At 63.1% G+C, this 25,021-nt stretch carries 19 protein-coding genes; 9 read left to right on the top strand and 10 right to left on the bottom strand.

The annotated features are described in order from the left end of the window. Positions 1–63: 63 nt before the first annotated feature. From JBE38_RS23845 to JBE38_RS23830, 4 genes are read right to left on the bottom strand one after another with little or no spacing between them, the layout of a single operon-like run. Positions 64–1,176, bottom strand: a complete 1,113-nt coding sequence (locus JBE38_RS23845) for an alkene reductase (RefSeq protein ID WP_060756400.1) — start codon at positions 1,174–1,176, stop codon at positions 64–66. Positions 1,177–1,223: 47 nt separating this feature from the next. Continuing rightward, positions 1,224–3,461: a xanthine dehydrogenase family protein molybdopterin-binding subunit gene (locus JBE38_RS23840; protein WP_205345271.1), complete on the bottom strand. Its 2,238-nt coding sequence runs from the start codon at positions 3,459–3,461 to the stop codon at positions 1,224–1,226. After that, positions 3,458–3,931, bottom strand: a complete 474-nt coding sequence (locus JBE38_RS23835; protein ID WP_198763098.1) for a (2Fe-2S)-binding protein — start codon at positions 3,929–3,931, stop codon at positions 3,458–3,460. Before JBE38_RS23835 ends, JBE38_RS23840 begins: the two co-directional genes overlap by 4 nt. Continuing rightward, positions 3,928–5,193, bottom strand: coding sequence for a cytochrome c (locus JBE38_RS23830; RefSeq protein ID WP_205345270.1), 1,266 nt, complete (start codon positions 5,191–5,193; stop codon positions 3,928–3,930). The genes JBE38_RS23835 and JBE38_RS23830 overlap by 4 nt, the downstream gene beginning before the upstream one ends. Positions 5,194–5,428: 235 nt before the next feature. Here JBE38_RS23830 and JBE38_RS23825 point away from each other — a divergent pair, with 235 nt between their 5' ends. The 3 genes from JBE38_RS23825 (at position 5,429) to JBE38_RS23815 (ending at position 9,173) form a co-directional block, all read left to right on the top strand. Next, the gene (locus tag JBE38_RS23825) at positions 5,429–6,325 is read left to right on the top strand and encodes a LysR family transcriptional regulator (protein WP_090371986.1); all 897 of its coding nucleotides are present in this window, start codon (positions 5,429–5,431) and stop codon (positions 6,323–6,325) included. Between the two features lie 222 nt (positions 6,326–6,547). After that, positions 6,548–7,498, top strand: a complete 951-nt coding sequence (locus tag JBE38_RS23820; protein WP_205345269.1) for a GlxA family transcriptional regulator — start codon at positions 6,548–6,550, stop codon at positions 7,496–7,498. A gap of 178 nt (positions 7,499–7,676) precedes the next feature. Continuing rightward, positions 7,677–9,173, top strand: coding sequence for an ATP-binding protein (locus JBE38_RS23815; RefSeq protein ID WP_205345268.1), 1,497 nt, complete (start codon positions 7,677–7,679; stop codon positions 9,171–9,173). On the opposite strand, the gene JBE38_RS23810 is transcribed toward JBE38_RS23815, so the two are convergent. Beyond that, positions 9,120–11,915 (bottom strand): ATP-binding protein, encoded by a 2,796-nt coding sequence (locus JBE38_RS23810; protein ID WP_205345267.1) that lies wholly within the window; start codon positions 11,913–11,915, stop codon positions 9,120–9,122. The two genes, JBE38_RS23815 and JBE38_RS23810, sit on opposite strands and share 54 nt — an antisense overlap. A 320-nt stretch (positions 11,916–12,235) precedes the next feature. Here JBE38_RS23810 and JBE38_RS23805 point away from each other — a divergent pair, with 320 nt between their 5' ends. After that, positions 12,236–12,811 (top strand): flavodoxin family protein, encoded by a 576-nt coding sequence (locus JBE38_RS23805; protein WP_126870826.1) that lies wholly within the window; start codon positions 12,236–12,238, stop codon positions 12,809–12,811. Positions 12,812–12,843: 32 nt separating this feature from the next. Here the strand turns inward: JBE38_RS23805 and JBE38_RS23800 are convergent, their stop codons facing one another. Beyond that, positions 12,844–13,278: a helix-turn-helix domain-containing protein gene (locus JBE38_RS23800; RefSeq protein WP_104993293.1), complete on the bottom strand. Its 435-nt coding sequence runs from the start codon at positions 13,276–13,278 to the stop codon at positions 12,844–12,846. A gap of 328 nt (positions 13,279–13,606) precedes the next feature. On the opposite strand from JBE38_RS23800, the gene JBE38_RS23795 reads away from it, so the two are divergent. After that, positions 13,607–14,530: a LysR family transcriptional regulator gene (locus JBE38_RS23795; RefSeq protein ID WP_060756390.1), complete on the top strand. Its 924-nt coding sequence runs from the start codon at positions 13,607–13,609 to the stop codon at positions 14,528–14,530. Between the two features lie 18 nt (positions 14,531–14,548). Here the strand turns inward: JBE38_RS23795 and JBE38_RS23790 are convergent, their stop codons facing one another. From JBE38_RS23790 to JBE38_RS23775, 4 genes are all read right to left on the bottom strand, one after another. After that, positions 14,549–15,976, bottom strand: a complete 1,428-nt coding sequence (locus JBE38_RS23790) for a mechanosensitive ion channel family protein (RefSeq protein WP_205345266.1) — start codon at positions 15,974–15,976, stop codon at positions 14,549–14,551. A gap of 62 nt (positions 15,977–16,038) precedes the next feature. Beyond that, positions 16,039–17,055 carry an alpha/beta hydrolase gene (locus JBE38_RS23785; protein ID WP_090371970.1) on the bottom strand — a complete coding sequence of 339 codons (1,017 nt, stop codon included), beginning with the start codon at positions 17,053–17,055 and terminating at the stop codon, positions 16,039–16,041. A 439-nt stretch (positions 17,056–17,494) separates the two neighbouring features. Further along, positions 17,495–18,217, bottom strand: coding sequence for a FadR/GntR family transcriptional regulator (locus tag JBE38_RS23780; RefSeq protein ID WP_060756387.1), 723 nt, complete (start codon positions 18,215–18,217; stop codon positions 17,495–17,497). Between the two features lie 48 nt (positions 18,218–18,265). Beyond that, positions 18,266–20,002: an IlvD/Edd family dehydratase gene (locus JBE38_RS23775; protein ID WP_205345265.1), complete on the bottom strand. Its 1,737-nt coding sequence runs from the start codon at positions 20,000–20,002 to the stop codon at positions 18,266–18,268. A gap of 191 nt (positions 20,003–20,193) precedes the next feature. On the opposite strand from JBE38_RS23775, the gene JBE38_RS23770 reads away from it, so the two are divergent. The 4 genes from JBE38_RS23770 to JBE38_RS23755 are packed head-to-tail and all read left to right on the top strand — an operon-like array spanning position 20,194 to position 24,992. After that, positions 20,194–21,516, top strand: a complete 1,323-nt coding sequence (locus JBE38_RS23770) for an MFS transporter (RefSeq protein WP_090371963.1) — start codon at positions 20,194–20,196, stop codon at positions 21,514–21,516. A gap of 15 nt (positions 21,517–21,531) precedes the next feature. Beyond that, a complete protein-coding gene (gene araD1 / locus JBE38_RS23765) occupies positions 21,532–22,521 on the top strand; it encodes an AraD1 family protein (protein ID WP_090371961.1) in 990 nt (329 codons plus the stop codon). Between the two features lie 10 nt (positions 22,522–22,531). Then, on the top strand, positions 22,532–24,112 hold the full coding sequence (locus JBE38_RS23760; RefSeq protein ID WP_205345264.1) for an aldehyde dehydrogenase (NADP(+)): 1,581 nt from the start codon (positions 22,532–22,534) through the stop codon (positions 24,110–24,112). A 16-nt stretch (positions 24,113–24,128) separates the two neighbouring features. Further along, positions 24,129–24,992: an SMP-30/gluconolactonase/LRE family protein gene (locus tag JBE38_RS23755; protein ID WP_205345263.1), complete on the top strand. Its 864-nt coding sequence runs from the start codon at positions 24,129–24,131 to the stop codon at positions 24,990–24,992. Positions 24,993–25,021 lie beyond the last annotated feature (29 nt).

The raw sequence follows: 25,021 nt of genomic DNA, 5'->3' as shown, positions 1-25,021 counted from the left end.
CTTAAGCGGCAAAAGTGGGAACTCGTTCGATTACCGGACGTTAAATGCGGCGCGGGTTGAGGCTTATGGATGAGCGGGGTAATCAGTGTATCCGCGCTGGTCGCCACCAAAGAAGGTACTGGGGTCTGACGCGTTGAGCGCCAGTCCCTCCCGGATGCGCCGCGGCAAGTCAGGGTTGGCCAGGAACGGCCTTCCGAAGGCAATGATGTCAGCGCGGTTGGCGGCCAGGGCATGTTCTGCGGTTTTCGGATCGTAACCACCGGCCACCATCAGCACGCCTTTCCATTGCGTACGAAGTTGGCCGATGATTGCGTCCCAGCGCGGATCGAAATGCTCATCCTTGACGGTGCCGACCACGGCAGGCTCCACAAGGTGCAGGTAGGCCAGTGGCCAGCGGTTCAGAGCGCTGACGATATGGCCGAATGTGGCTTCGGGAGTCGCATCGCCCATGCCCATGAAGCGGCCCATCGGTGTCAGCCGTACACCTACGCGCTCCGCCCCGACCTCATCGGCAACCGCCTCGACGACTTGCAACAACAGGCGCGCGCGATTTTCCACACTGCCGCCGTAGGCGTCTTCACGCTGGTTGCTGTTGCTATTGATGAACTGGTCGAGCAGATAACCGTTGCCCGCGTGGATTTCAATGCCGTCCATCCCGGCTTTCAAGGCGTTGCGCGCGGCGCGACGGTAATCCTCGATGATCTGCACAATCTCCGCAGTTTCCAGGGCACGTGGTACGGGTACATCCCCCCAGACGCCGTTGCCATCGTCATCCACGATGAATGTCTTGCCTGGCACCGGCAGTGCGCTGGGGGCGACCGGCAGGGCGTTATCGGGTTGGAAGCTGGGATGAGAAACTCGCCCCACATGCCACAGTTGCATGAAGATCAGTCCCCCGGCTTCGTGCACCTGTGTACTCACCTGGCGCCAGCCTTGCACCTGTTCATCACTGTAAATCCCCGGGGTCCAGGCGTAGCCCTGACCTTGACGGGAAATCTGCGTGGCTTCGGTGATGATCAAGGCGGCACTGGCGCGTTGCCGGTAATACTCGGCGTTCAGGGCGGTCGGAAGATCGCCCGGCTGGCCGGCTCGGGAGCGGGTCAGAGGGGCCATGGCCACACGATGAGCCAGTGTGTAGGGGCCAACGGCGATAGGTTGAAACAGGTGCTGAGTCATGGGTAGTTCCTTTGCGTCAAACGCAATGCGTTGAAGGGGGCTTGGGGCTATGCCTGTTGCACTGAGCGGGTCAGGGGCAGGTTCAGCCAGCGGCGGCCGGTGGCGTTCGCGATGGCGTTGCCGATGGCGGCGGCCATGGGGCCCTGGACGATCTCGGCCGCGCCAAGAAAGGGTTGCCCGGGCTGATCGAGCAAATGTACGTCGACCTGCTTGGGTAACTGAGGAAAGCGCAGGATCGGGTAACCGCTCCAGTCGTAGCTGCGGACTCCGCCCGGGTCGTAGCCGACTTTTTCATACAAGGTCCAGCTGGCGGACTGCACGATGCCTCCCTCCACCTGGTTGCGCAGGCCATCGGGGTTGACGATTTGCCCCACGTCCACGGCGGTTATCACTTGGTCGAGCTGAATCTCGCCGGTTTGCGGATGCACGTGCAAACGCACGGCGAGTGCGCAGTAGCCCATGATGTTCTTGTAGCGGGCAAACGCGAAGCCAATGCCGGAGCCCGGTTGATTGCCTTTATGCGGCCAGCCGCTGGCATCCCGGACGCGTTCGACTACCGCACGGGCTCGCGGGTCTGCCAGATGGGCAAGGCGCAAGGCAACCGGATCGGTGCCGGCCTGGATGGCCAGTTCATCGATGCAGGCTTCGATGGCGAAGATATTGATGTGGGCCCCCAGCGAACGCATGGCGGATGTGCGAAACGGCATTGTGGTCACGAAGTTCATGTCGATGCGCGTAGAGGCCAGGGTGTACAGCGGCACCGCATTCCGATCGCCATCCCCTTCGGGCTGGGCGATTGGAACCGACGGCGCGGAGACGAACGGACGGGCCAACAACCGAGCGGGGATCAGTCTGCCGGCATTTACGATGCGTTCGTTGTGTGGCGTGGTCCACAGTTCATAGGCCCAGTCCTGCAATTTGCCCTGTGCATCGAGGGTGGCCCGGACCTCGGTGAGCATGGCACTGCTGTAGGGCTCCCAGAGGTTTTCCTGCTCGCGCATCCATTGCACGCGCACAGGCGTGCCGGCGACGCGCATTGCAATCAGCGCGGCGTCGGCCGCCGCGTCGTCCGCGCCATTGTGGCCGTAACAGCCGGACCCCTCGACATGGATACAGCGCACCTGCGCCGGTGCCAGCCCCAGCATCTCGGCGATCCCGGTGCGAAGAGGGTAGACACCTTGCGTGTGGGTCCACACGGTGAGCATGCCGTCCTTGAACCAGGCCACGGCGCAGGACGGGCCAATGGACCCGTGCATGAGGTACTGCTTGGTGACGCGCGCGTGATAACTCGCGCCGGCTACGGCGGCCGGGTTGCCTTCATGGCTGATGGGATAGCGATGGGCGGGCAGGCGGGTCAACAACGAGTGGATGTCATCCGCGTCGGGAATCGCCTCTGCACCGCTCCAGCGGGCCAGCGCATACCCGCTGCGCATCGCTTTGATGGCTTGCCATTCATCTTCGGCCACCACGGCCAGGTAGTTGCCGTCGCGCACCACCTGTACGACGCCGGGCAGGTTTTTGACTGACTCGGTATCGAACGCTTCAAGCAGGCAACCAGGACGGGGTGGACGGATGACGCGGGCATGGAGCATGCCGGGCAGGCGCAGATCCTGGACGAACGCTGCGCCACCACTGACCTTGGCCGGGATATCCAGGCGTGCAAGAGAATGGCCGATCAGCTTGAACGCGGACGCCGGCATCGAGGGTGATTGCGCCTTCGCATAGTGGTGCAGGTCGACGCCCTTGACGGCTTCGGCATAGGTCATCCGTTGCCCGTTCAGGCCCTCGATGACGCCCTCCTGAGTGGTCAGCAAGGCGGCTTCGACGTTCCAGCGGCGTGCCGCCGACTCCAACAGCAACTCGCGAACCTGAGCCGCCGCATTGAACAAGGCCGTGCCGCTGTCGAAAATACTGTGGCTGCCGGCGGTGTAGCCTTCGTCGGGCGTCAGGGCGGTATCCGCAGTGAGCAGACGGATCGCGGAGGGTGAGATATCCAGGCGTTCGGCGGCAATCTGCAGGAGGGCGGTTTTCACGCCCGTCCCCAATTCAACCTTGCCGGTGTAGACGGTGATGCCCTCGGCATCGACGCGGATCCAGGCATCGAGGTAGGGATTGGTGCGCAGGCTTCCAGGAAGATCGGGTGCCAGCACCACCGTGCCGAGCGTATCGACTTCGCTGTCGGCCAGTGCATGCCGCGCTGCCGGTAAAAGGGTGAATGTCAGGACCAGCGCGCCTGCGCGCAGAAAAGCGCGGCGCCCCTGATCAACCTCAGGCTGAAGGGTCATACGGCGCTCCTGTCTTGCCTGGCGACACGGCTGATGGCCTCGACGATCCGCAAGTGGGTTCCGCAGCGGCACAGGTTGCTCGCCATATGCTCGCGAATGGTGTCTTCGTCTGGATGGGGAGTGTGCTCAAGCAACGCTTGGGCGCGCATCAGCATGCCGGCGATGCAGTAACCGCATTGCGCGGCCTGGGTCTCGATAAAGGCTTTTTGCAAAGGGCCTGGACGCTCTGCCGTGCCCAGGCTCTCGACCGTACGGATGGCCTTGCCCTCCAGGCCCATGCAGGGGGTCAGGCAGGAAAATACCGGCTGGTCATCCACCAGCACAGTGCAGGCACCGCACTGTCCCAGACCGCAGCCGTACTTGGCGCCGTTAAGCCCCAGATGATTGCGCAGCGCATACAGCAACGGCATGTCGGGCGCGAGCTCCAGCGAGTGGGGCGAGCCGTTGACGTTGAGGGTCATTTGGGTCATTGCGCCTCCTGGCGTAACTCGTGAAGGGTGGAAGAAAGGTCTGTCCATGGCTGGCCCGGCTTCGCCTGCTCGCGAAGAAATGCAGCCAGTGCCGCGATCTGCTCGTTGTCCAGGCTGGCAACGAAAGGTGGCATGCCCGGCCCGGGTTGCCCTGGGGTGGCCGGCACGCCTTCGAGCACCGTCTTGAGAAAGTTGCGCGCGCTCACTGCCTGCAGCGCTGAGGTCTGGCCCAGGGCGGGGCGCCCGTCGATCTCGCGCATCGGCGCGGCCGGGCCATGGCAGCCCGCACAGGCGCCTTCGAACAACAGGGCGCCAGACGCCTGCTCGGCTGCCCCGATGGGGCGTGTGACCGCTGGGGCGGGGGAGGGCGATGCGGCGTTCGTGAGGCTCAGCAGGTATTCGGCAATGGCTTCGGCGTCGCCGGCGGGCAGCTTGGCCAGGCCCAGGCTGACCGGGCGCATCGGCCCTGCCGCGGTACCATGGCCTGCCACGACTTCTGCACGCAGGTAGCTCACCAACTGCTCGCTGCTCCAGGCAGGGGCACGGTTGGCCAGACCCAGCAGGGAAGGCGCGTCCCATCCGTCGACCCGCCCTCCCGCAAGGTGCTCAGCGGTTTTCTCGGCGCCCAGCGGCTCAAGTGGAGAATGGCAGCCGGCGCAGTGGCCTGGACCTTCGACCAGGTAGCGGCCACGGTTCCAGCTTGCCGATTGCTGCGCCACGGGCGTCAAGGGTTGGGTATGCAGGAACAGCAGATTCCAGAACGACACCAATGGCCGGATGTTCATCGGGAATTTCATCTGGTTCGGTACGGCTGGCGAGTGCACGGCGGGGCCACTCATCAAATAGGCGTAGACGTCCTGGATATCCCCTTGCGTCAGGCGGCGGTAGTGCACGTAGGGGAAGGCGGGATACAAGAAGTGCCCATCGCGCGCGACCCCTTCGCGCATGGCTCGCTCAAAGGCCGGCAATGACCATTGGCCAATACCGGTCTCGGCGTTCGGTGTGATATTGGTGCTGTAGAGCGTGCCGAACGGTGTTACCAGAGCCAATCCACCCGCCAGGTATTGGCCGCCGGGTCGCGTATGGCAGACTGCGCAGTCGCCGGCTTCGGCTACCCGCGCGCCCTGTTTTACCTGAGCGGGATCGAAGTGCCGTGGCGGTTCGGCCGGTGCGATCGCCGGGCGCCACATCAGCAGCACCGCGCATATTCCACCGGCCAAGGCGAGAACTGCAGCGCCCACTCCTAGCTGCCTGGCTTGCATGACATCACCCTTCATTCGTCCGTGAACCCGCAAGGGATTCGTATCGCCGAGGGTAGAGAAGAGACGCACGCGGCGGTATTGCCAAACCGCGCAACGGCGCTTTGCGTCATACGCATCGCTCAGTTGGCCCAGCGTTGGATTTTCCTCGGCGCCGGTGCCTGAGCACACGTGTGCAAGACACTCCATGCACGCTTGGGCATAGTGGTTCGCTTGTTTTTTTGTTCGGAATTGGCTGATGGACAAATTGCTGGCGCTGAAGATGTTCGTTGAAACCGTGCGGTGTGGCGGCTACTCATCTGCGGCGCGCAAGCTGGGTCTCTCGACGTCTTCGGTGACGCGGCAGGTGGCCGGCCTGGAAAGTGCCTTGGGCGCCAGCCTGCTTAATCGCACCACACGCAACACCAGTGTCACGGCTGCGGGGCAGGCTTATTTCGAAAAGGCCGTGGTGATTCTCGACGCCGTCGACGAAGCCGATGCCACCGTCGCCGACCGTGGCACCGAGATCCAGGGGCACCTGCGTGCCAGCGTCCCGGTGGAGTTCGGGCGACGCATTATCGCGCCTCACCTGGGGCGTCTGCTTGAGCGTCATCCGGGCCTGGAGATCAGCCTATCGTTGAGCGATCGGGTCAGCGACCTGATCAGCGAGCGCATCGACGTGTCTGTGCGCCTCGGTTCTTCGATGGTCAACGAGGACGTCGTCAGCAAGAAGATCGGGGATTTCCAGCGTTGGGTCGTGGCCAGTCCGGAGTACCTGGCGCAGGCCGGTCTGCCGCTACATCCCAATGACCTGCTCAACCATCAGTGCCTGCGGTTTGACTATGGCGCGGCGCACCACGACTGGACGTTCCAGGGCGACGAGGAAACCTTGCGCCTGAGCGTGCAGGGGCGCTTGCAAAGCAACAACGCCGACATCCTGCGTGAAGCGGCATTGGCGGGTGGCGGGGTGGCGCTACTGGCCGACTGGCTGGTGCGTGACGATGTCGGTCGGGGCCATCTGACCCGTGTGCTGGAGCAGTATGAAGTCAATCCCGGCACCGCCAGCACCGGCATCAATGCGCTGTACCTGCCTAACCACCGTGGCTCGCGCCGTATCAATGTGTTTATCGCATTCCTTGAGGAAATCCTCGGCTAACGCCCTTCATCTGGCGTACGGTTTCTGCCAGCCGGCGCAAGCCCGGCGCGTGGGTGCGCGGTAGCGCGAGCCATTTACGATCAAAGCTGAAATCGAAATACTGTCTCGCCAAGGTTGACAGTAGTGTGCGTGGGTTCACGTTTCCTTCACGTTGCAATTGGCCATAATGGTCAGTGCTGACCCACGTCTCCTATTTCCTTTGACATCAGTGATTTCCAACCCATGAAAACCGTGGCAATGGTGCTGTTTCCAGACTTTCTCCTGCTCGATATGGCCGGGCCCATGGAAGTGTTTTCCATCGCCAATCGTTATCTGGCGGCGGCCGACCATTATCGGCTGTTGACGATCGGCACCGAGCATGGCGCCTTGCGCGCCTCCAATGGCGTCAATGTTCAGGCCGACGTGCACATAGACCAGGCCGGCGACAGCTATGACCTGTTGCTGGTGCCGGGCGGCCCGGGGGCCTACAACGGAAAGCACCGGCCGTTGCTCGACTGGCTGCAGGGCGCGGTCAGCCGGTCGGCCAGGTATGGCTCGATCTGCACCGGGGCGTTCATATTGGGGCATGCCGGTTTGCTCGACGGTTATCAGGTGACGACTCACTGGCATTACACGGAGCGCTTGATTCGGGCGTTCCCCAAGGCAATCGTCAAGACCGATCAGATTTACGTGCAGGATCGCAACCTGAACAGTTCCGGCGGGGTCACCGCCGGCATCGACCTGGCGCTGGCGCTGGTCGCTCAGGACCACGGCAAGAAAATCGCCCAGGACGTGGCCAAGGTCTTGCTGGTGGTGATGAAGCGCCAGGGCGGACAGGCGCAGTTCAGCCCGTTGATGCCCGCCGTGGCGCCGCCGGAAACGCCGGTAGCCCGGGTGCAGAACTATGTGCTCGAACACATTGATGAGGCCTTTAGCGTCGAACGCATGGCCAGTCTGGCGAATATGAGTGCGCGACATTTCGCCCGGGTGTTTGCCCGTGAAGTGAACATGACGCCCATGGAGTTTTTGCAAAGCGCGCGGATCGACTGGGCCCGCAGCCTGCTGGAAACCAGCGATCTGCCGCTCAAGACCGTCGCCTACAAGAGTGGTTTCGGCAGCGTGCGGCACATGCGTTTTCTGTTCGGTGAGAAACTCGGCTTGACCCCCGCCCAGTACCGCGAACTGTTCAGCTGAGGCGCGGTTGTCCGTCCTGCGCACCGGGATGGCCGTGACGCTCCCTCCAGGGCGGTTGTCCCGTCACGGGTGTCTGCCAAGATGTTTATGAACTCTTGGCAATGGAGATGCGAGAGCCTGGGCGAACTCGTGCAATGCGCTACCTCGAGTCGGGCCAGGTTTTGCGCACTGAATGTGCATGAACAGACTCAGCGATTTAAACAACAGTGCGGTGTTGCGGTTTGGTCCGTATGTGTTTCACACGCGCCAACGGTTGATCCTGCACGGTGATCGGCCGCTGCGTATGGGCGGGCGGGCCCTGGATATCCTCCAGGTACTGGTCGACCACGCGGGCGACGTGGTCAGCAAGGAGGCGTTGATTGCCCAGGTCTGGCCGACTTCGGTGGTCGAGGAAATCAACCTGCGCGTGCACATCGCCGCCCTGCGTCGGGCCCTCAACGATGGCCAGGACGGCTGTTGCTACATCGTCAATGTTCCCCAGCGCGGTTATTGCTTTGTCGCCCCAGTGCAACGCGAGCCGGACGGGCTACCGGTTTCGATCGAGACCGTTGAGCAACCCCGACACAACCTGCCGATACGGATCACGCCGGTGATCGGTCGGGATTCGCTGGTGGGCAGCGTGGTCCGGCAGTTGCCGGTTTGCCGTTTCATGACACTGGTCGGCCCTGCCGGCATTGGCAAGACCACGGTGGCTTTGCGCGTGGCCGAACTGTTGTTGCAGCACTATGACGATGGCGTCTGGTTGGTGGATCTGGCGGCACTCGATGATCCGGCGCGGCTCGTCGATTATCTGGGCCAGACGCTCGAACTGGACGTGGGTGGGAAGGCGCTGGCGCAACGGCATGCGTTGCTGGTGCTCGACAATTGCGAGCACTGGCTCGAATGCTGCCGAAAGCATGTGGAGAGCCTGTTGGCTGCGGCGCCACGGTTATCGATCCTGGTCACCAGCCGCGAGCCGCTGCGGGCTGCGCGGGAGACGGTGCAGTGTCTGCCGGCCCTGGCGGTGCCGCCGATGTCGGCGTTGCATAGTGTCGGCGAGACCCTGAGCTATTCGGCGGTGCAGTTGTTTGTCAGCCGTGCCCGTAGCCGCCAACAGGGCTTTACTTTGCGTGAGCAGGACCTCCCGACCGTGCGGGAAATCTGTCGGCGCCTCGACGGTCTGCCGCTGGCCATCGAGCTGGCGGCGGCGCAGATCGATGCGCTGGCACTGGTTGGGCTGCGCGCGCAACTGGATAACTGTTTTCAATTGCTGACCCAGGGCCGGCGCACCGCCGTCGCGCGGCATCAGACACTCAAGGCCGCATTGGACTGGAGCTATCAGCGCTTGAGCCCGCTGGAACAGACCGTCCTGCAAGGGCTGGCGGTGTTCAAGATAGCCTTTACGTTGGACGCAGCCATCGGCGTCATCAGCTGTGCGGTGCTGCGGCCCGCCAGCCTCGTCGAAGTGATAGACCGGCTGGTGCATAAATCGCTGTTGTCCGCTGAACAAAGCAATGGCATCACCCGTTATCGGTTCCTCAACACCACCCGCACTTACGTACTGGAAAAACTTGAACTGAGCGGGCTGCAGCGCGTGTTTGAAGTGCGTTATGCCGGCTACATCAGCCGGGCACGCTGGGTCTCAGGCAAGCCGGTGTTGTTGCAACTCGTCAAGCAAGCGACGGACTTTGCTTAGGTCCGGGGTGGCAAAGCCTTCGGTAAACGCGTTGTAGAGGGGCGCCAGCAAATCGTGGGCTTGTTGCAGGCGTCCTTGACGCTGCCAAAGCTCGGCCAGGGATGTCGCCGTGCGCAGTTCCCACGCCCGTGCCCCCTGGGCCCTGGCAATTTCCAGGGCTTGGAGCAGCACCGTCTCGGCAGCACTCTGGCTGTTTTGCGCAAGCAGGGCATTCGCTCTGGCCCGCAGGATTTCCGCTGTGCTCCAGCCGGCAGCGCCGTTTTCGGCGCGTGCCAGCAAGGCGTCATCGACGAAACCGCTATCCAGGGTGACCATGATTTCATGGATCAGCCCGCCGCCGGCTGTCGCGGGTGGATGTGCGCCCTCGGCATCGAGCACCTGCGCATACTGCCGGGCCCAGTTATAGAACAGCAGCACCGAGTGCTTTTGTGCCTGTTCGAGCAGCAGGCGCAACAGCTCGCGGGCCGTTTGGCGGTCACCGTTGTAGTGCGCGATCAGGCACCCGGACAGCGCCAGCGTGTAGCAGATGGACGTGCCGTGGTCGATCTGGACGGCAATGTCCAACGCCTGCCGGGCAGTCTTCCAAGCCTTTTCGGGAAGGCCCTGTAACCAGAGGATCCGCGCCAGAATGGTCAGGGACGCGACGCTCTGGTCGTACTGGATGCCAAAGCCATGGGTGAAGCGATTGAGGTGCCCGCTCTGGGCCATGCACTGGAGGACCTGTTCGGCGCGCTGGCGTGCCTGGTGCTGGTCACCGGCAAAGTGCAGGGCCAGCACCTGCAAACGCTGGGTACTCAGGGAAATGGCGGCGTTGCCTTGCACGCCCAGGCGATCGAATTGCAGGCTCTGTTCCAGGGCCGTTTGATAGTTGCCGCAACTGAGGTTGACCGCCATGTGCCCGGACACGGCCCGGAGCTGGCCGGCCAGGTCGTTGTTGCTTTCGGCCAGGGTTCGAGCGCTTACAAAGGCTTCGACGGTTTCGGCGGTGCCCCCTTGGGTGTGGTAGCAGGCACTGCCGAGGGCGAGGTTGAGGGCCGTTTTCAGGCGGGGGCAGGGCGCGGGCGTCAATTGGAGCAGGGCCAGGGCCTTGCGCACGTAGACACCGTGCTCCTTGAGCAGCGACAGTTCCTGCCAGAGGGGCGTCGACACCGAAGCCAGCTGGATCGCCACGGTCTGTGGCCCTTGCACGTTCAAACCCCAATCCAGGGCCGCGCGGATGTCTTCCAGGTGGCGCGCGTAGCGCTCGATCCAGACCTCGGTCTGGACCTGCTCCCAATCGTTGCCGGCCTGGTGCATCAAGGCCAGGCAGCTCTCGGCGTGACGTTGCAGGGTGCCCTGCAAATCATTTGCCTGGTCGAGTTTTTCCAGGGCATAGCTGCGGGTAGTGTCGAGCAGACGGTAGAACACCTGCTCGTCACCGACCTCCACGTTCAGCAGGGACTTGGCCACCAGTTGCGTAATCGCGCCCAGTACCGCGTGGGGTTCGAGCTGTTCCCCGACAATCACCGTCGCCGCGGCCCCCAGCGTGAAACTGCCCCTGAATACACTCAGTCGGCGCAGGCTGATCTGTTCACAGGGCGTCAGCAGCTCGAAGCTGCAGTCGAGTGTTGCGCGCAGGGTCTGATGCCGGCCCAGGGTCGTCTGGCCGCCCTGTGCGTACAAGCGAAAACTGCCTTGCAGTTGCTTCAACAGTTCGCTCAGGCCGAGGCTGTTCACGTGTGCGGCGGCCAGTTCGATCGCTAACGGAATACCGTCCAGGCGGCGGCAGATCTCGATCGCCAGAGGCAGTTCGTCATCGCTCAGTTCGAAACTGTCATGGCTGGCCATTGCCCGTTCGACGAACAGTTGCACCGCCGAAAAGCCCAGGGCCTGGGAGCGCTCCAGCGCAGCGATGGGCGGCGGGCAGTCGAGTGTTTCCAGGCGCTGCACGAATTCGCCTTCGGCCCGCAGGCTCTCGCGGCTGGTGGCCAGAATGTGCACATCGGGCGCCCCGCGAAGGAGGCTTTCACTGAGTAGCGCAATCGCGTCGATCAGATGTTCGCAGTTATCGAGGACCAGCAGCATCTGCCGTTCATGCAGGAAGGTCGTCAGCGCGCTCAGCGGCTCGGCGTCGTGCAACGACAGCTCCAGCAGCGTCGCCAGGTGGTTGGCGATCATCGCGGGATCGCTGATCGAGGCCAGGTCCAACAGGCGAATGCCGTCCCGGTAGCGACCGATCAGCTGTTCGGCGACGCGCAGCGCCACGCTGGTCTTGCCGATCCCCCCGGGGCCGACAAGGGTGATGAAACGCTGGCGTGGCAATTGCGTTACCAGACTGTCAACCAGGGCCTGGCGACCCACCAGGCGCGTGTGACGAATCGGCAAGTTATGCCCGCGCTGCCCCTGGCCGCTGCTCGGTGGGCGTTGTTCGGCGGGCGCCAGCGAATACGGCGCGACGAAGCTGTAACCCCGCTGGGCCACGGTGACGATATAGCGCTGGCCGGCTTGACCGTCGCCGAGGGCTTTGCGCAGCGCCGCGATATGCACACGCACATTGATGTCTTCGACGACGCTGTTGGGCCAGACCCGTGCGATCAACTGCTGCTTGCTGACCAGGTCCCCGGCATGCTCCAGCAGGATCAACAGAATGTCCATGGCGCGCCGGCTCAGGCGCAGGGGCTGGTCGGCCTCCAGCACCAGGCGTTGTCCGGGGTAGACCCGGTAAGGGCCGAAATGCACAGCCTGTTCGGGGGAAAGGGTCAACGGGTCACTCCTGCCTGCATGCGTCTATCACCGGGTATCCGAGCATGTTCCTGAGTTTTTTCCGTCAGCGCAACGCGGCGGTACCGGGTATACGTTGCCGGCGGCGTTTGTGGTGCCGTTCACCCGTGCCGTATCGACTGGGGCTGCGCTGACAAAAGGCTGAGTCGCGGCTTTTGGCGCACCCCTGAGAATTAACAACGTTTAACTCGTCCTGCGTCTGGTTTACACCCAAAAATCCAAGGCTTCCAGTCCATCAACCGAAGGTACTGGTTTTTGTGCTCGTGCAGCAAAAGGGATGGACACTTCAGGAGAAGGCTGGAATGAGCGACGTGGTGGTGGTCTATCACAGCGGTTATGGCCATACGCGGGTTATCGCCGAAGCGGTGGCTCAGGGGGTGGAGCGGCACTCGGGCAGTACGTGCCGGCTGATTCCGGTCGAGGAGGTGGACGAGCAGTGGGACTGCCTGCACCGCGCCGACGCGATCATCTTCGGCGCCCCGACTTACATGGGCAGCGCATCGGCGTCCTTCAAGGCCTTCATGGAGGCCACCGCGTCGTTCTACCTGGCGCAACCCTGGCGCGACAAGCTGGCTGCCGGGTTCACCAACTCCGGTTGCCTGTGTGGCGACAAGCTCAACACCTTGCTGCAGATGGCCGTGTTCGCCGCCCAGCACTCGATGATCTGGGTCGGCCTCGACCTGCTGCCGGCGCGCTCCAGCGTTGGCCGGTTCGATGGGCAATTGAATCGTCTGGGCAGCTCGCTGGGGGTCATGGCCCAATCAAATGTCGAGCAGTCCCCGGACCATGCGCCACCTGCCGAAGATCGCTGCACCGCCGCTCACCTGGGGGAGCGGGTGGCGCGCCTGGCTGATCGCATGCACCCTGCGTCGGGTTGATGCATCGCGTCCCATCCCTCGCAAGGCTCAGCTCAGCAGTGGGCGGCTTGCGCTGCTGAAGAGGCAGGCAGGGCCCGTACGGCCTGGCAACGCCAGGCGAACGGGGTGATGCCTTCGCTGCGGGTGAACATGTGGCAGAAGTGCGCCTGATCGCAGAAGCCACACTCCAGGCTGATTTGCGTCAAGGTCAGGTCGGTGTCCTGGATCAGTTGCTTGGCGCGCAGGATGCGCTGGCAACGAATCCAGTCCTGGGGCGACAAGCCGGTGCTGGACTTGAAGGCGCGAGAGAAATGACTGCGCGACAGGGCGCAGGCCCGAGCGAGTTCGGTGACTTCCAGCGTTTCACTCAACCTTTCGAGGATCAATTTCTTGACCAGGCTTTCCCGCCAGGGAGAAAGGCCTCCGGTGGCCGGGGTGCGCGTTTGAGTGGTTGATACACGGACGGCGTTGTACTGAGCGTGGGCCATGGCAAATATCCGTATCGATGGGAGCGCGCCGGCGCACTGCGCGATGGCTCAGCAGCTTCCCGCGTTAGAAAACAGTCCTGCACAGAGGGCTTCATTTTTGGGCGCGGGTCGGTGGTTGGCGAGTTAAACGTTGTTAATTCCCTGCCTGTGCAACAGCATCCATTGAGCACATTGCTGCAATTTCTTGCGCTGAAAACGCGTGCATAATTGCGCGTATTTCGCCGGAGCCTATCGAACGCGGGTTTTACCGGCGGGCGGCAAGAGCGCCGATGCTCGAGTGAAGTTCGACTGAGGCGTACCTGGCTCAACACACAATGGGACTGTGCCTATGAACCGTAATGATCTGCGCCGCCTGGACATGAACCTGTTGGTGATTTTCGAGGCCCTGATGTTCGAAAAGAACCTGACCCGTGTGGCTGAGAAGCTGTTCATGGGGCAGCCTGCGGTGAGTGCTGCGCTGGGGCGCCTGCGCGATTTGTTCGACGACCCGCTCCTGTTGCGCAATGGTCGCGGGATGGAGCCGACGGCGCGAGCGTTGGCGATTCTTAAAGAGCTGCAACCGGCGATGGACATCATCTCGGGTGCCGTCAGCCGGGCCAAGGAGTTTGACCCGGCGACCAGCTGCGATGTGTTTCGCATAGGCCTTTCGGACGATGCCGAATTTGGTCTGTTCCCGCCGTTGCTGCGCCAGTTGCAGCAGGAGGCGCCGGGCATTGTCGTGGTGGTGCGCCGGGCCAATTATCTGTTGATGCCGGCCTTGCTCGCCTCAGGGGAGATCTCCGTGGGGGTCAGCTACACCACCGACTTGCCGGCCAACGCCAAGCGCAAGCGGTTGCGTGATATTGCCTGCAAAGTGTTGCGCGGGGATGACCGGCCTGGTGAGCTGACGCTCGATGAGTACTGCCAGCGCCCCCACGCGATGGTGTCGTTCTCGGGCGACCTGAGCGGCAACATCGACCTCGACCTTGCCAAAGTCGGGCGTGCCCGGCGCGTGGTGCTGGGGGTTCCGCAGTTCAGTGGCTTGCGGGCGATGCTCGCCGGTACCGAAATGATCGCCACCGTGCCCGACTACGCGGCGTGCGCCTTGGTCGAAGGTTGCGCCCTGCGCGCCGAAGACCCACCGTTTCCCATCGATGCGGCGCAACTGTCGATGGCCTGGAGTGGCGTTCACGACAACGATCCGGCAGAGCGCTGGTTACGTTCGCGGATCAGTCAGTTCATGTCGCAACCCCTGGACATCGCGACCCCCTAGATCCGGCTGAAAGCGGGGTCAGCGTTTTTGCAACCAGCCCAGGAAACCGCCTTTCCTGACCGGCACGGGCTTAGCCATCAACGCCAGCCGACTGTTCTGTTGCCGTACCGCCTGCAACTTGTTCAACGCCTGGCCGACCTCGCTGCGCTGCGCCATGCACTGGCGGGTCAGCTGCTTGTCGAGACGGTAGATGATCGAGGAGGTCAGCGCGGTGAAGGTCGCCTGGGACGGTGTATCGGCAAGGATGCTCTGTTCGCCCATGACCTCGCTCGGCCCCATGCGACCGGCCTCGGCCAGGCCATTGCTGTCGGACACGCTGACACTGACGATACCGGTGGCAATCACAAACAGGCTGTCCGGCACTTCGTCCAGATCCAGCACCACCTGGCCGGCGCTGTATTGTTGCGGCACCATTGATTCGGCGAGGCGGTCACGCTCTTCATGGCTGAGCGAGCGGAAAACCTTCACCTCATCGAGCAACGCACGGGCGCGGCTCGAGGGTTCGATCACACCGTCCGGATGCCGCGAGATACCCGCCGCCTCAAGATGCCGATGGGCGAGGTCGAACAACTGGTTGCGCACGTCGCCTTTCCTGGCCAGTTCGGCGATGAAACCGCTGGCCACGTATTCGGACATTTCCTCTCCCGCCTCTTTGAGCAACGCTTTCGGCGCCGGGTTGAGCAACAGGCTGCTGCTGCCTTGCAGCGTCCGGTCGAGGGCATCGAGCACTCGGCGCGGCCGCACGTGATTCGGCACTTTGATGCTGATCGACACGCCGTGCAGGTTGGTGGGGCGGCTGAGGTTGACGATCTTGGCCTTGGCCGCCACCGAGTTAGGCACCACCGCCAGGGTACCGGCGCTGGTCAGCAAATGGGTGGCACGCCAGTCGATATCGAGCACCTTGCCTTCGACGCCGTCGATCATCACGAAATCGTCCACCTGATAGGGCTTGGTGGTGTTGAGCACGATGCCGGAGAACACGTCGCTCAACGTACTCTGCAGCGCCAGGCCGACCACAATGGCGACCACCCCGGAGGTCGCGAGCAAGCCTTTGACCGGCAGCTCCAGCACATACCCGGCGGCGGCGACAATGGCCGCCAGGAACACCAACGCGCCGATCACGTCCTGTAACAACCGACCGCTGTGCCCGATGCGCCGCATCAGAATCAGGCCGATCACTTCGGTCAGCACCCGCGCAGCGTACAGCCACCAGAGAATCCCCAGCGCCGTTGCGCCCAGTTGCGCAACCCGGTCATCGGCAAACGACGGCGCCTGCAACGGGCTGACGCCGGCATTGATGACCAGCGCGCTGAACGCCACGAACAACAGCAGGCGCACGCCGATGCGCGAGGCGCGGTGCGTGAACGGGGCGAGATGCCAGAGCAACGCGTCGAGCACCAGCAGCAGGGCGCTCCAGGACAACGGGTGGGTGAGGAAAAGGCTCATGGATTGCACTCCGGCGGGTACAAAAAACTCGCCACACCCTGAGGTGTGGCGAGAGGTCGGACTCAGTTCAGATGCGTCTTGAGTTCGGCTGCGGCCTGACGTACCGCCGCTTTGACTTCCGGAATCTGGCTCAGCGGATTGAGCAGGCCGAAGTCATGAATCATCCCGTTGTAGCGCACCGCCGTCACCGGTACACCGGCCGCGTCGAGGTGGCGGGCGTAGCTTTCGCCTTCGTCACGCAGCACGTCGAACTCGGCGGTTTGCACCAGCGCTGCAGGCAGGCCCTTGAGCTGTTCGGTGCTCGCGTTCAGGGGGGATGCGTGGATCTGTGCGCGTTCGGCCGGGTTGGTGGTGTAGTTGTCCCAGAACCACTGCATCATGCCTTTGGTCAGGAAGTGGCCTTCGGCAAACTGTTGGTACGAGGCGGTTTCGAACCCGGCGTTGGTCACCGGCCACATCAGCAGCTGGAAGCGCAGGGCCGGGGTGTGCTGTTCCTTGGCTTTCAACGCCACCACCGCTGCCATGTTGCCGCCGACGCTGTTGCCGGCCACCGCCAGACGCTTGCCGTCGACGCCGATGTCTTTGCCGTGCTCGGCCACCCATTGGGTGGCGGCGTAGGCCTGGTTGATCGCGGTCGGGTAATGGGCTTCCGGCGACGGGGTGTAATCGACGTACACGGCAACTGCGCCCGAGCCCACCACCAGATCACGAATCAAGCGTTGGTGGGTCGGGAAGTCGCCCAGCACCCAACCGCCACCGTGGAAGAACATGAACACTGGCAACTCGCCCTTGACCTTGGCCGGACGCACCACTTTCAGGTTGATCACCTGACCGTCAACCTGGATCGCCTTGTCGCTGACCTCAACCCCCGACAGATCGACCTTCACCGACGCCTGGGCACCGGTCAGCACGCTGCGGGCATCTTTCGGGCTCAGTTGCTCCAGCGGTTTGCCACCGCCGGCGGCAAGGGCGTCGAGGAACGCCTGGGTGTTGTGTTCGACGCCAGGGCTGCCGGCGGCGAAAGCATTGCCGATGGACAGGGCGAGCAGGGAAGCGGTGAGGGTTTTCTTGAGGCTCATGATTAATTCCTTTTTCAAACGTTCGAGTTTTTATGCCGTGGGATCGGGCTGCTGTGACGCTGCGTTCAGGTCTCAGCAACACCGTGAGCACAGATTAATGAGGCGCTCGAAAGTGAAAAAGCGGCTGGAAGCCGTTTAACTGTCAATCAGAATGTGACAATGAGCTTATTCGAAGACGGCTTTATAAGGCCGAGCCCGCTGCGTTTTTGATCTTGATCTTGCTTTTGATCTTAAGCGCCCCGTCAAACCACGCTGGCCGAACGCAGGCTTGAATCCGTGGGTAACCCGGCAGGACGCCGGGTTAGCCGTCCTGGGCCAGGGATGGCCCATAGGCCGCCACGGGAGCAAGCTCCCTCGCCACAGGTTTCAACCTGGCACCAGAATTGTGTCGATTCCCATGTGAGATGGGGGAGGAGGCTTACTCAGGCGAGCAACGAGCCTACAACGGCGTCAACACATTCATCACGGTATCCAGCGCCACACGGGTGTCATCCAGCTGCACCAGCGAAGCGTGCCGGGCGCCGAGCGCGTCTCGGTTCTGGATCGCTGTGAGGATCGCCTTGTGCCGGGGCAGGCTGAGGCCCTGGATATCCGGGCGTCGGTTGGTGATATTGATCGACTCGCGCAACGGCAGCGACAGCATGTTGCACATATAGGCGAGCAAATCGTTGCGCGTGGCGTCGGCGATGGCCCGGTGAAAATCCAGGTCGGCCTGCAGCAATTGTTCGTGAGTCTGCGCGGTCTCCATGCCACGGTAGGCCTCCTCGATCGTGGCGATGTCCTCGACGGTGGCGGTGGTCGCGGCCATCGCGGCGATTTCCGGTTCGAGAATGCGCCGCACACCGGCCAGGGTGTTGAAAAACTCACTATGGGGCGTGGACTGCATCAGCCAGGACAACACGTCCGGGTCGAGTAGGTGCCATTTCACACGCGGCCGCACCACCGCGCCGACCCGTGGCTTGGAATACACCAGGCCCTTGGCGCTGAGTACTCGCGTGGCCTCCCGCAACACTGAGCGGCTGACCTTGTATTCCTCGCAGAGCGTGGCTTCCAGGGGCAGTTTTTCTTCGGGCTTGAAGCGGCCGGAAACGATGTGCATGCCCAAGTCCTGGACGATCTGGGCATGCATGCTCTTGCGCGGTTTGGGCGGCTGGTGATCCATAACGACAGGGATGCTCTGACTTAGATTCGCGGCATCATAGCATCCCAATTAGTGGGAATGACGTGGGACTTCAGCGCCACGGCAACCCACCAGGAAGTCAAAGTCGCAGCCTTGGTCGGCCTGCAGCACATGGTCGATATACAACTGGCGGTAGCCACCGACGATCAGCTTCTGCGCGGGCTTGAGGTCGGCCATGCGGGCTGCCAGCTCTGCGTCGGGGATGTCCAGGTGCAAGCGGCCGTTGGCGCAGTCGAGTTCGATCCAGTCACCTTCCTGCACCGCAGCCAACGGCCCGCCGGCTGCGGCTTCCGGTGCGACGTGCAAGACCACCGTGCCGTAGGCGGTGCCGCTCATGCGTGCGTCGGAGATGCGCACCATATCGGTGACACCCTGGGCCAGCAGCTTGGCCGGCAGGCCCATGTTGCCGACTTCCGCCATGCCTGGGTAACCCTTGGGGCCGCAGTTTTTCATGACCAGGATCGAGTTGGCATCCACGTCCAACTCCGGGTCGTTGATGCGTGCCTTGTACATGTCGAAATCCTCGAACACCACCGCGCGGCCTCGGTGTTGCATCAGCTCGGGGCTGGCGGCCGAAGGCTTGAGGACTGCGCCCAATGGCGCCAGGTTGCCACGCAAGACGCAGATACCGCCGTCGGCGCGGATCGGATTGTCGAGCGTGCGGATGACCTCGTCCTGGCCGTAGATCGGCGAGTCCTGGGTGTTCTCGCCGAGGGTTTTACCGTTCACGGTCAGGGCATTCGGATGCGGGATCAAGTTGGCTTCACCCAGACGGCGCAGCACGGCGGGCAGGCCACCGGCGTAATAGAACTCCTCCATCAGAAAACGCCCCGACGGCTGCAGGTCGACGATGGTCGGCATGCCACGGCCGATGCGGGTCCAGTCATCGAGGTCGAGTTCCACGCCAATGCGCCCGGCGATGGCTTTCAAGTGGATCACGGCGTTGGTCGAACCGCCGATGGCCGCGTTCACACGAATTGCGTTTTCAAAGGCTTCTTTGGTGAGGATCTTCGACAGTTTCAAATCTTCGCGCACCATCTCCACGGCGCGCATGCCGGACATATGCGCCAGCACGTAACGCCGCGCATCCACGGCCGGTATTGCCGCGTTGTGGGGCAGCGACGTGCCCAGCGCCTCGGCCATGCAGGCCATGGTCGACGCGGTGCCCATGGTGTTGCAGGTGCCCGCCGAACGCGACATGCCACCCTCTGCCGCAAGGAAATCATCCAGGCTGATGGTACCGGCCTTGACCTGTTCGCTGAGCTGCCAGACCACGGTGCCCGAGCCGATGTCCTGGCCCTTGTGCTTGCCGTTGAGCATCGGCCCACCCGTGACCACGATGGCCGGTATGTCGCAACTGGCCGCTCCCATCAGCAGGGCCGGGGTGGTCTTGTCGCAGCCGGTCAGCAGCACCACGCCGTCGATGGGGTTTCCGCGAATGGCTTCCTCCACATCCATGCTCGCCAGGTTGCGCGTGAGCATGGCGGTCGGGCGCAGGTTCGACTCGCCGTTGGAGAACACCGGGAATTCCACGGGGAAGCCGCCGGCCTCGATCACGCCGCGTTTGACGTGCTCGGCGATCTGGCGGAAGTGCGCGTTGCACGGGGTCAGCTCCGACCAGGTGTTGCAGATGCCGATGATCGGTTTGCCATGGAACTGATGGTCGGCGATGCCCTGGTTCTTCATCCAGCTGCGGTACATGAAGCCGTTCTTGTCGGCGGTACCAAACCACTGGGCGGAGCGTAGGCCGGGCTTTTTATCAGACATGATCGATTCTCTTATTGTATGACTATATGTTCTATCTGCGGCTAAACATAAGCGCAAAAACCCTGCTTTGGAAGAGTTGTTTTGCAAATAGTCATACTATATAGTTTGTCTCAACTGAGGTATGACCCTGGCGGATGTTCGCGAGAGGTGTCCCCCGAGCTTCTATAAAAACAACAATCGGAGATCGACCCATGAGCCAGGAACTGCGGCTTATTCGGCGCATCACGCTGAAATTGATTCCCTTCCTGATCCTGCTGTACCTGATCGCCTACGTGGACCGTTCCGCCGTGGGCTTCGCCAAATTGCACATGGGCGCCGATGTCGGCATCGGCGACGCCGCCTATGGCTTGGGCGCCGGGTTGTTCTTTATTGGCTACTTCCTGTTCGAGATCCCCAGCAACCTGATGCTCGACCGCTTCGGCGCACGCCGCTGGTTTGCGCGCATCATGGTGACCTGGGGCGCGATCACGATCGGCATGGCCTTCGTGCAAGGCCCGCACAGCTTCTATGTGATGCGCTTTTTGCTGGGCGCGGCGGAGGCGGGCTTCTTTCCGGGCGTGCTCTACTACATCACCCAGTGGTTTCCGGTGCGCCATCGCGGCAAGATCCTTGGGTTGTTCATCCTGTCCCAACCCATCGCGATGATGATCACCGGCCCGGTCTCCGGTGGCCTGCTGGGCATGGATGGCCTGCTCGGCCTGCACGGCTGGCAGTGGCTGTTCATCGTGATCGGCACACCGGCGCTGCTGCTGACCTGGCCGGTGCTGCGCTACCTGCCGGACGGACCCCGGCAGGTCAGCTGGATGAGCGACGACGAGAAGGCCTGGTTGACCGGTGAACTCACCAAAGACCTGCAAGCCTACGGCCAGACCCGTCACGGCAACCCACTGCACGCCTTGAAAGACAAGCGCGTGTTGCTGCTGGCGCTGTTCTATCTGCCGGTCACCCTGAGCATCTATGGCCTGGGCCTGTGGCTGCCGACCCTGATCAAACAGTTCGGTGGCACTGACCTGGTCACCGGTTTCATCTCGGCCGTGCCCTATGTCTTCGGCATCATCGGCCTGCTGATCATCCCGCGCAGTTCCGATCGCTTGAACGACCGTTACGGCCATCTCGCGGTGCTTTATGTGTTGGGGGCCATCGGCCTGTTCTGCAGTGCCTGGCTGAGTCTGCCGGTGCTGCAAATGGCGGCGCTGTGCCTGGCGGCGTTCGCGCTGTTTTCCTGCACGGCGGTGTTCTGGACCTTGCCGGGGCGGTTCTTTGCCGGCGCCAGTGCGGCAGCGGGCATTGCCTTGATCAACTCGGTGGGCAACCTCGGTGGCTATATCGGCCCGTTCGTGATCGGTGCGCTCAAGGAGTACACCGGCAACCTGGCCTCGGGCTTGTACTTCCTGTCTGGCGTAATGGTGTTCGGGTTGTTGCTGACCGGCGTGGTCTACCGCCTGCTGGAACTCAAGCATGTACTGCCCGCCGACCAATTCGCCGCCAGTGCCCGTGGCGCCACCCGTACTTAATGGAGGAGAAGCTTCATGCGTTTAGTTCAGTTCGAGTTGCACAACGGTGAGCGTCGCGTCGGCGTAGTGGACGGCCATCAACTGCGCGAAGTGCGGACGGCCCACAGCGTGCGAGAACTGGCGCTGGCCGCCATCGAGGCGGGCGTCAAGTTGCAGCAGCAGGTGGAGAGCCTCGGCCTGGGCGCCAGCCACGACTACGCGGCCTTGCTGGCCGGGCAGCAGATCCTACCCCCGCTGGACCATCCGGACCCGGCCCATATGCTCATCAGCGGCACCGGCCTGACCCACCTGGGCAGCGCCGCCGCACGCGACAAAATGCACCAGGCCGGTGACGACAGCGCACTGACCGACACCATGCGCATCTTCAAGTGGGGCGTGGAGGGCGGTAAACCCGCCGCCGGCCAGGCCGGTGTGCAACCGGAATGGTTCTACAAGGGCGATGGCAGCATCGTCGTGCGTCCGGGCCAGGCCTTCGCGGTGCCGCCGTTTGCCGAAGACGCCGGTGAAGAACCGGAAATCGGCGGCCTCTATGTGATCGGCCCGGACAGCCGGCCGTATCGCCTGGGCTTCGCGGTGGGCAACGAGTTCTCCGACCACGTGATGGAGCGCAAGAACTACCTGTACCTGGCCCATTCCAAACTGCGCAGTTGCAGCTATGGCCCGGAGTTGCGCGTTGGTGAGTTGCCCCAGCACCTGGCCGGCACCAGCCGCATCCTGCGCAATGGCGAGGTGATCTGGCAGAACGAGTTCCTCAGCGGCGAGGCCAATATGTGCCACAGCCTGGAAAACCTCGAGTACCACCACTTCAAATACCGTCAGTTCCTCAAGCCTGGCGATGTGCACATCCATTTCTTCGGCACCGCCACGCTGTCATTTGCCGACGGTATACGTACCCAACCGGGCGATGTCTTCGAGATCAGCCAGGCCGAGTTCGGCGCACCGCTGGTCAACAGCGTCGGCAGCGTTGACGCGGCATTCGAACCCGGCCAAGTAGTGCCCCTTTAAGGAGATCGACATGACCCAGTTCCTCGGCCACAACTACATCGGCGGCCAACGTAGCGGCAACGGCAGCGTCAAGCTGCAAAGCATCGACGCCGCCACCGGCGAAGCCTTGCCGCAGGATTTCTACCAGGCCACCGCGCAGGAAGTCGACGCCGCCGCCCAGGCCGCAGCGCAAGCTTATCCGGCCTACCGTGCCTTGAGTGCCGCGCGCCGTGCACAGTTCCTGGACGCTATTGCCGATGAACTGGACGCGCTGAGCGACAACTTCGTTGAGCTGGTGTGCCGCGAAACCGCATTGCCCGCCGCCCGTATCAAGGGTGAGCGCGCACGTACCAGCGGCCAGATGCGTCTGTTCGCCAGCGTGCTGCGCCGTGGTGATTTCTACGGTGCGCGCATCGACAAGGCCTTGCCGGATCGCCAACCATTGCCACGTCCGGACCTGCGCCAATACCGTATCGGCCTCGGCCCGGTCGCGGTGTTCGGTGCAAGCAACTTTCCGCTGGCGTTTTCCACGGCCGGCGGTGACACCGCCGCCGCGCTGGCGGCCGGTTGCCCGGTGGTCTTCAAGGCGCACAGCGGGCACATGGCTACGGCTGAACAGGTGGCCAACGCAATTATTCGTGCGGCCGAGGCCACCGAAATGCCGGCGGGCGTGTTCAACATGATCTTTGGCGGTGGCGTCGGTGAGGCGCTGGTCAAGCACCCGGCGATCCAGGCGGTGGGGTTTACCGGTTCGCTCAAAGGCGGCCGTGCCCTGTGCGATATGGCGGCGGCACGCCCGCAGCCGATCCCGGTGTTCGCCGAAATGTCGAGCATCAACCCGGTGATCGTGTTGCCCGAGGCCCTGCAAGCGCGTGCCGACACCATCGCCCGCGACCTGACTGCCTCGGTGGTGCAAGGCTGCGGCCAGTTCTGCACCAACCCTGGCCTGGTGATCGGTATCGCTTCGCCGGCGTTCACCACGTTCACCCAGCAGGTGGCGCAGTTGATCGGTGAGCAACCGGCGCAGACCATGCTCAACGCCGGCACGCTTGGCAGCTACGGCAAAGGCTTGCAAAAGCTGCTGGCGCATCCGGGTATTCAACACCTGGCGGGGAATGCCCAAACCGGCAACCAGGCGCAGCCGCAGTTGTTCAAGGCCGATGCCCGTCTGCTGATCGATGGCGATGACGTTTTGCAGGAAGAAGTGTTCGGCCCCACCACGGTGTTTGTCGAAGTGGCCGACCCGGCCCAACTCGACGCCGCCTTGCACGGCCTGCAGGGTCAGCTCACGGCGACGATCATTGGCGAGCCGGCCGACCTGCACCAGTTCGCTGCGCTCACGCCGCTGCTGGAGCAGAAGGTCGGGCGCATCCTGCTCAACGGCTACCCGACCGGCGTGGAAGTGTGCGATTCGATGGTGCATGGCGGCCCGTACCCGGCGACCTCGGATGCGCGTGGCACCTCGGTCGGCACCCTGGCCATCGACCGTTTCCTGCGCCCGGTGTGCTTCCAGAATTACCCTGATAGCCTGCTGCCCGACGCGTTGAAAAACGCCAACCCATTGCGTATCCAGCGCCTGGTGAATGGCACGCCATCGCGCGATTCGCTGTAAGGCACCCGGAGGTTCCATGTCGTGTCATGCGGTCACTGCACACCGTGCACAATTGGGCGAAGGCCCGTTCTGGGACGTGCCGACCCAGGCGTTGTATTGGGTCAATATTGCCGGCAAACAGGCACTGCGCCTGATGAACGGGCAGTTGCAGATCTGGCAGCTGCCCGAGCACGTCTCGGCGTTTATCCCGTGTGCCCGGGGCGACGCGCTGGTGACGTTGAGCAGTGGCGTGTATCGCCTGGACCTGAGCACCGAAGCCTTGACGCTGCTCTGTGTGGCCGACACGCAGCCGGGCAACCGTGGCAATGAAGCGCGCTGCGATGCCCAGGGCCGCCTGTGGCTGGGCACCATGCAGAACAATATCGGCGAACACGGTGAAGACCTGCCGATTACCCGGCGTTCCGGCGGGCTGTTCCGTATCGACGCCGATGCCCAGGTCACGCCGTTGCTGCGGGGCCTGGGTATTCCCAACACGTTGCTGTGGAACGAGGAGGGCACCCAGGTGCATTTTGGCGACAGCCTGGACGGTATGCTTTACCAGTATTCGATCCAGCCCGACGGCCAGTTGGCAGCGCCACAGGTCTGGTTCGGTCCGCACAGCCGCGGCGGCCCGGACGGCTCGGCGATGGACGCCGAAGGCTACCTCTGGAACGCACGCTGGGACGGCAGTTGCCTGCTGCGCCTGACGCCCACGGGGGAGGTGGACCGCATCATCGAGTTACCCGTCAGCCGGCCCACCAGTTGTGTCTTCGGTGGGCCGAACCTGACCACCCTGTATATCACCAGTGCCGCCAGCCCCTTGGATCATCCCCTGGATGGTGCGCTGCTGGCCATCGAGGTCGACGTGCCAGGCACACCCTGTCACCGCTTTGCCGGTTAAAAAAACAGACTTGAAAACAACAATAAGGA

The sequence above is a fragment of the Pseudomonas sp. ICBG1301 genome (assembly GCF_016918385.1).
Classification (GTDB): Bacteria; Pseudomonadota; Gammaproteobacteria; order Pseudomonadales; family Pseudomonadaceae; genus Aquipseudomonas; species Aquipseudomonas palleroniana.
This window is presented reverse-complemented; position numbering and strand designations above follow the sequence as displayed.

What these genes read in the sequence shown, in the direction of transcription:
- JBE38_RS23760 (WP_205345264.1), top strand. Translation starts at nt 22,532, where the DNA reads ATGACCCAGTTCCTCGGCCACAACTACATCGGCGGCCAACGTAGCGGC.
- JBE38_RS23825 (WP_090371986.1), top strand. Translation starts at nt 5,429, where the DNA reads ATGGACAAATTGCTGGCGCTGAAGATGTTCGTTGAAACCGTGCGGTGT.
- JBE38_RS23790 (WP_205345266.1), bottom strand. Translation starts at nt 15,976, where the DNA reads ATGAGCCTTTTCCTCACCCACCCGTTGTCCTGGAGCGCCCTGCTGCTG.
- JBE38_RS23815 (WP_205345268.1), top strand. Translation starts at nt 7,677, where the DNA reads ATGAACAGACTCAGCGATTTAAACAACAGTGCGGTGTTGCGGTTTGGT.
- JBE38_RS23775 (WP_205345265.1), bottom strand. Translation starts at nt 20,002, where the DNA reads ATGTCTGATAAAAAGCCCGGCCTACGCTCCGCCCAGTGGTTTGGTACC.
- JBE38_RS23795 (WP_060756390.1), top strand. Translation starts at nt 13,607, where the DNA reads ATGAACCGTAATGATCTGCGCCGCCTGGACATGAACCTGTTGGTGATT.
- JBE38_RS23840 (WP_205345271.1), bottom strand. Translation starts at nt 3,461, where the DNA reads ATGACCCTTCAGCCTGAGGTTGATCAGGGGCGCCGCGCTTTTCTGCGC.
- JBE38_RS23845 (WP_060756400.1), bottom strand. Translation starts at nt 1,176, where the DNA reads ATGACTCAGCACCTGTTTCAACCTATCGCCGTTGGCCCCTACACACTG.
- JBE38_RS23820 (WP_205345269.1), top strand. Translation starts at nt 6,548, where the DNA reads ATGAAAACCGTGGCAATGGTGCTGTTTCCAGACTTTCTCCTGCTCGAT.
- JBE38_RS23835 (WP_198763098.1), bottom strand. Translation starts at nt 3,931, where the DNA reads ATGACCCAAATGACCCTCAACGTCAACGGCTCGCCCCACTCGCTGGAG.
- JBE38_RS23780 (WP_060756387.1), bottom strand. Translation starts at nt 18,217, where the DNA reads ATGGATCACCAGCCGCCCAAACCGCGCAAGAGCATGCATGCCCAGATC.
- JBE38_RS23755 (WP_205345263.1), top strand. Translation starts at nt 24,129, where the DNA reads ATGTCGTGTCATGCGGTCACTGCACACCGTGCACAATTGGGCGAAGGC.
- JBE38_RS23800 (WP_104993293.1), bottom strand. Translation starts at nt 13,278, where the DNA reads ATGGCCCACGCTCAGTACAACGCCGTCCGTGTATCAACCACTCAAACG.
- JBE38_RS23785 (WP_090371970.1), bottom strand. Translation starts at nt 17,055, where the DNA reads ATGAGCCTCAAGAAAACCCTCACCGCTTCCCTGCTCGCCCTGTCCATC.
- JBE38_RS23770 (WP_090371963.1), top strand. Translation starts at nt 20,194, where the DNA reads ATGAGCCAGGAACTGCGGCTTATTCGGCGCATCACGCTGAAATTGATT.
- JBE38_RS23830 (WP_205345270.1), bottom strand. Translation starts at nt 5,193, where the DNA reads ATGCAAGCCAGGCAGCTAGGAGTGGGCGCTGCAGTTCTCGCCTTGGCC.
- araD1 (WP_090371961.1), top strand. Translation starts at nt 21,532, where the DNA reads ATGCGTTTAGTTCAGTTCGAGTTGCACAACGGTGAGCGTCGCGTCGGC.
- JBE38_RS23805 (WP_126870826.1), top strand. Translation starts at nt 12,236, where the DNA reads ATGAGCGACGTGGTGGTGGTCTATCACAGCGGTTATGGCCATACGCGG.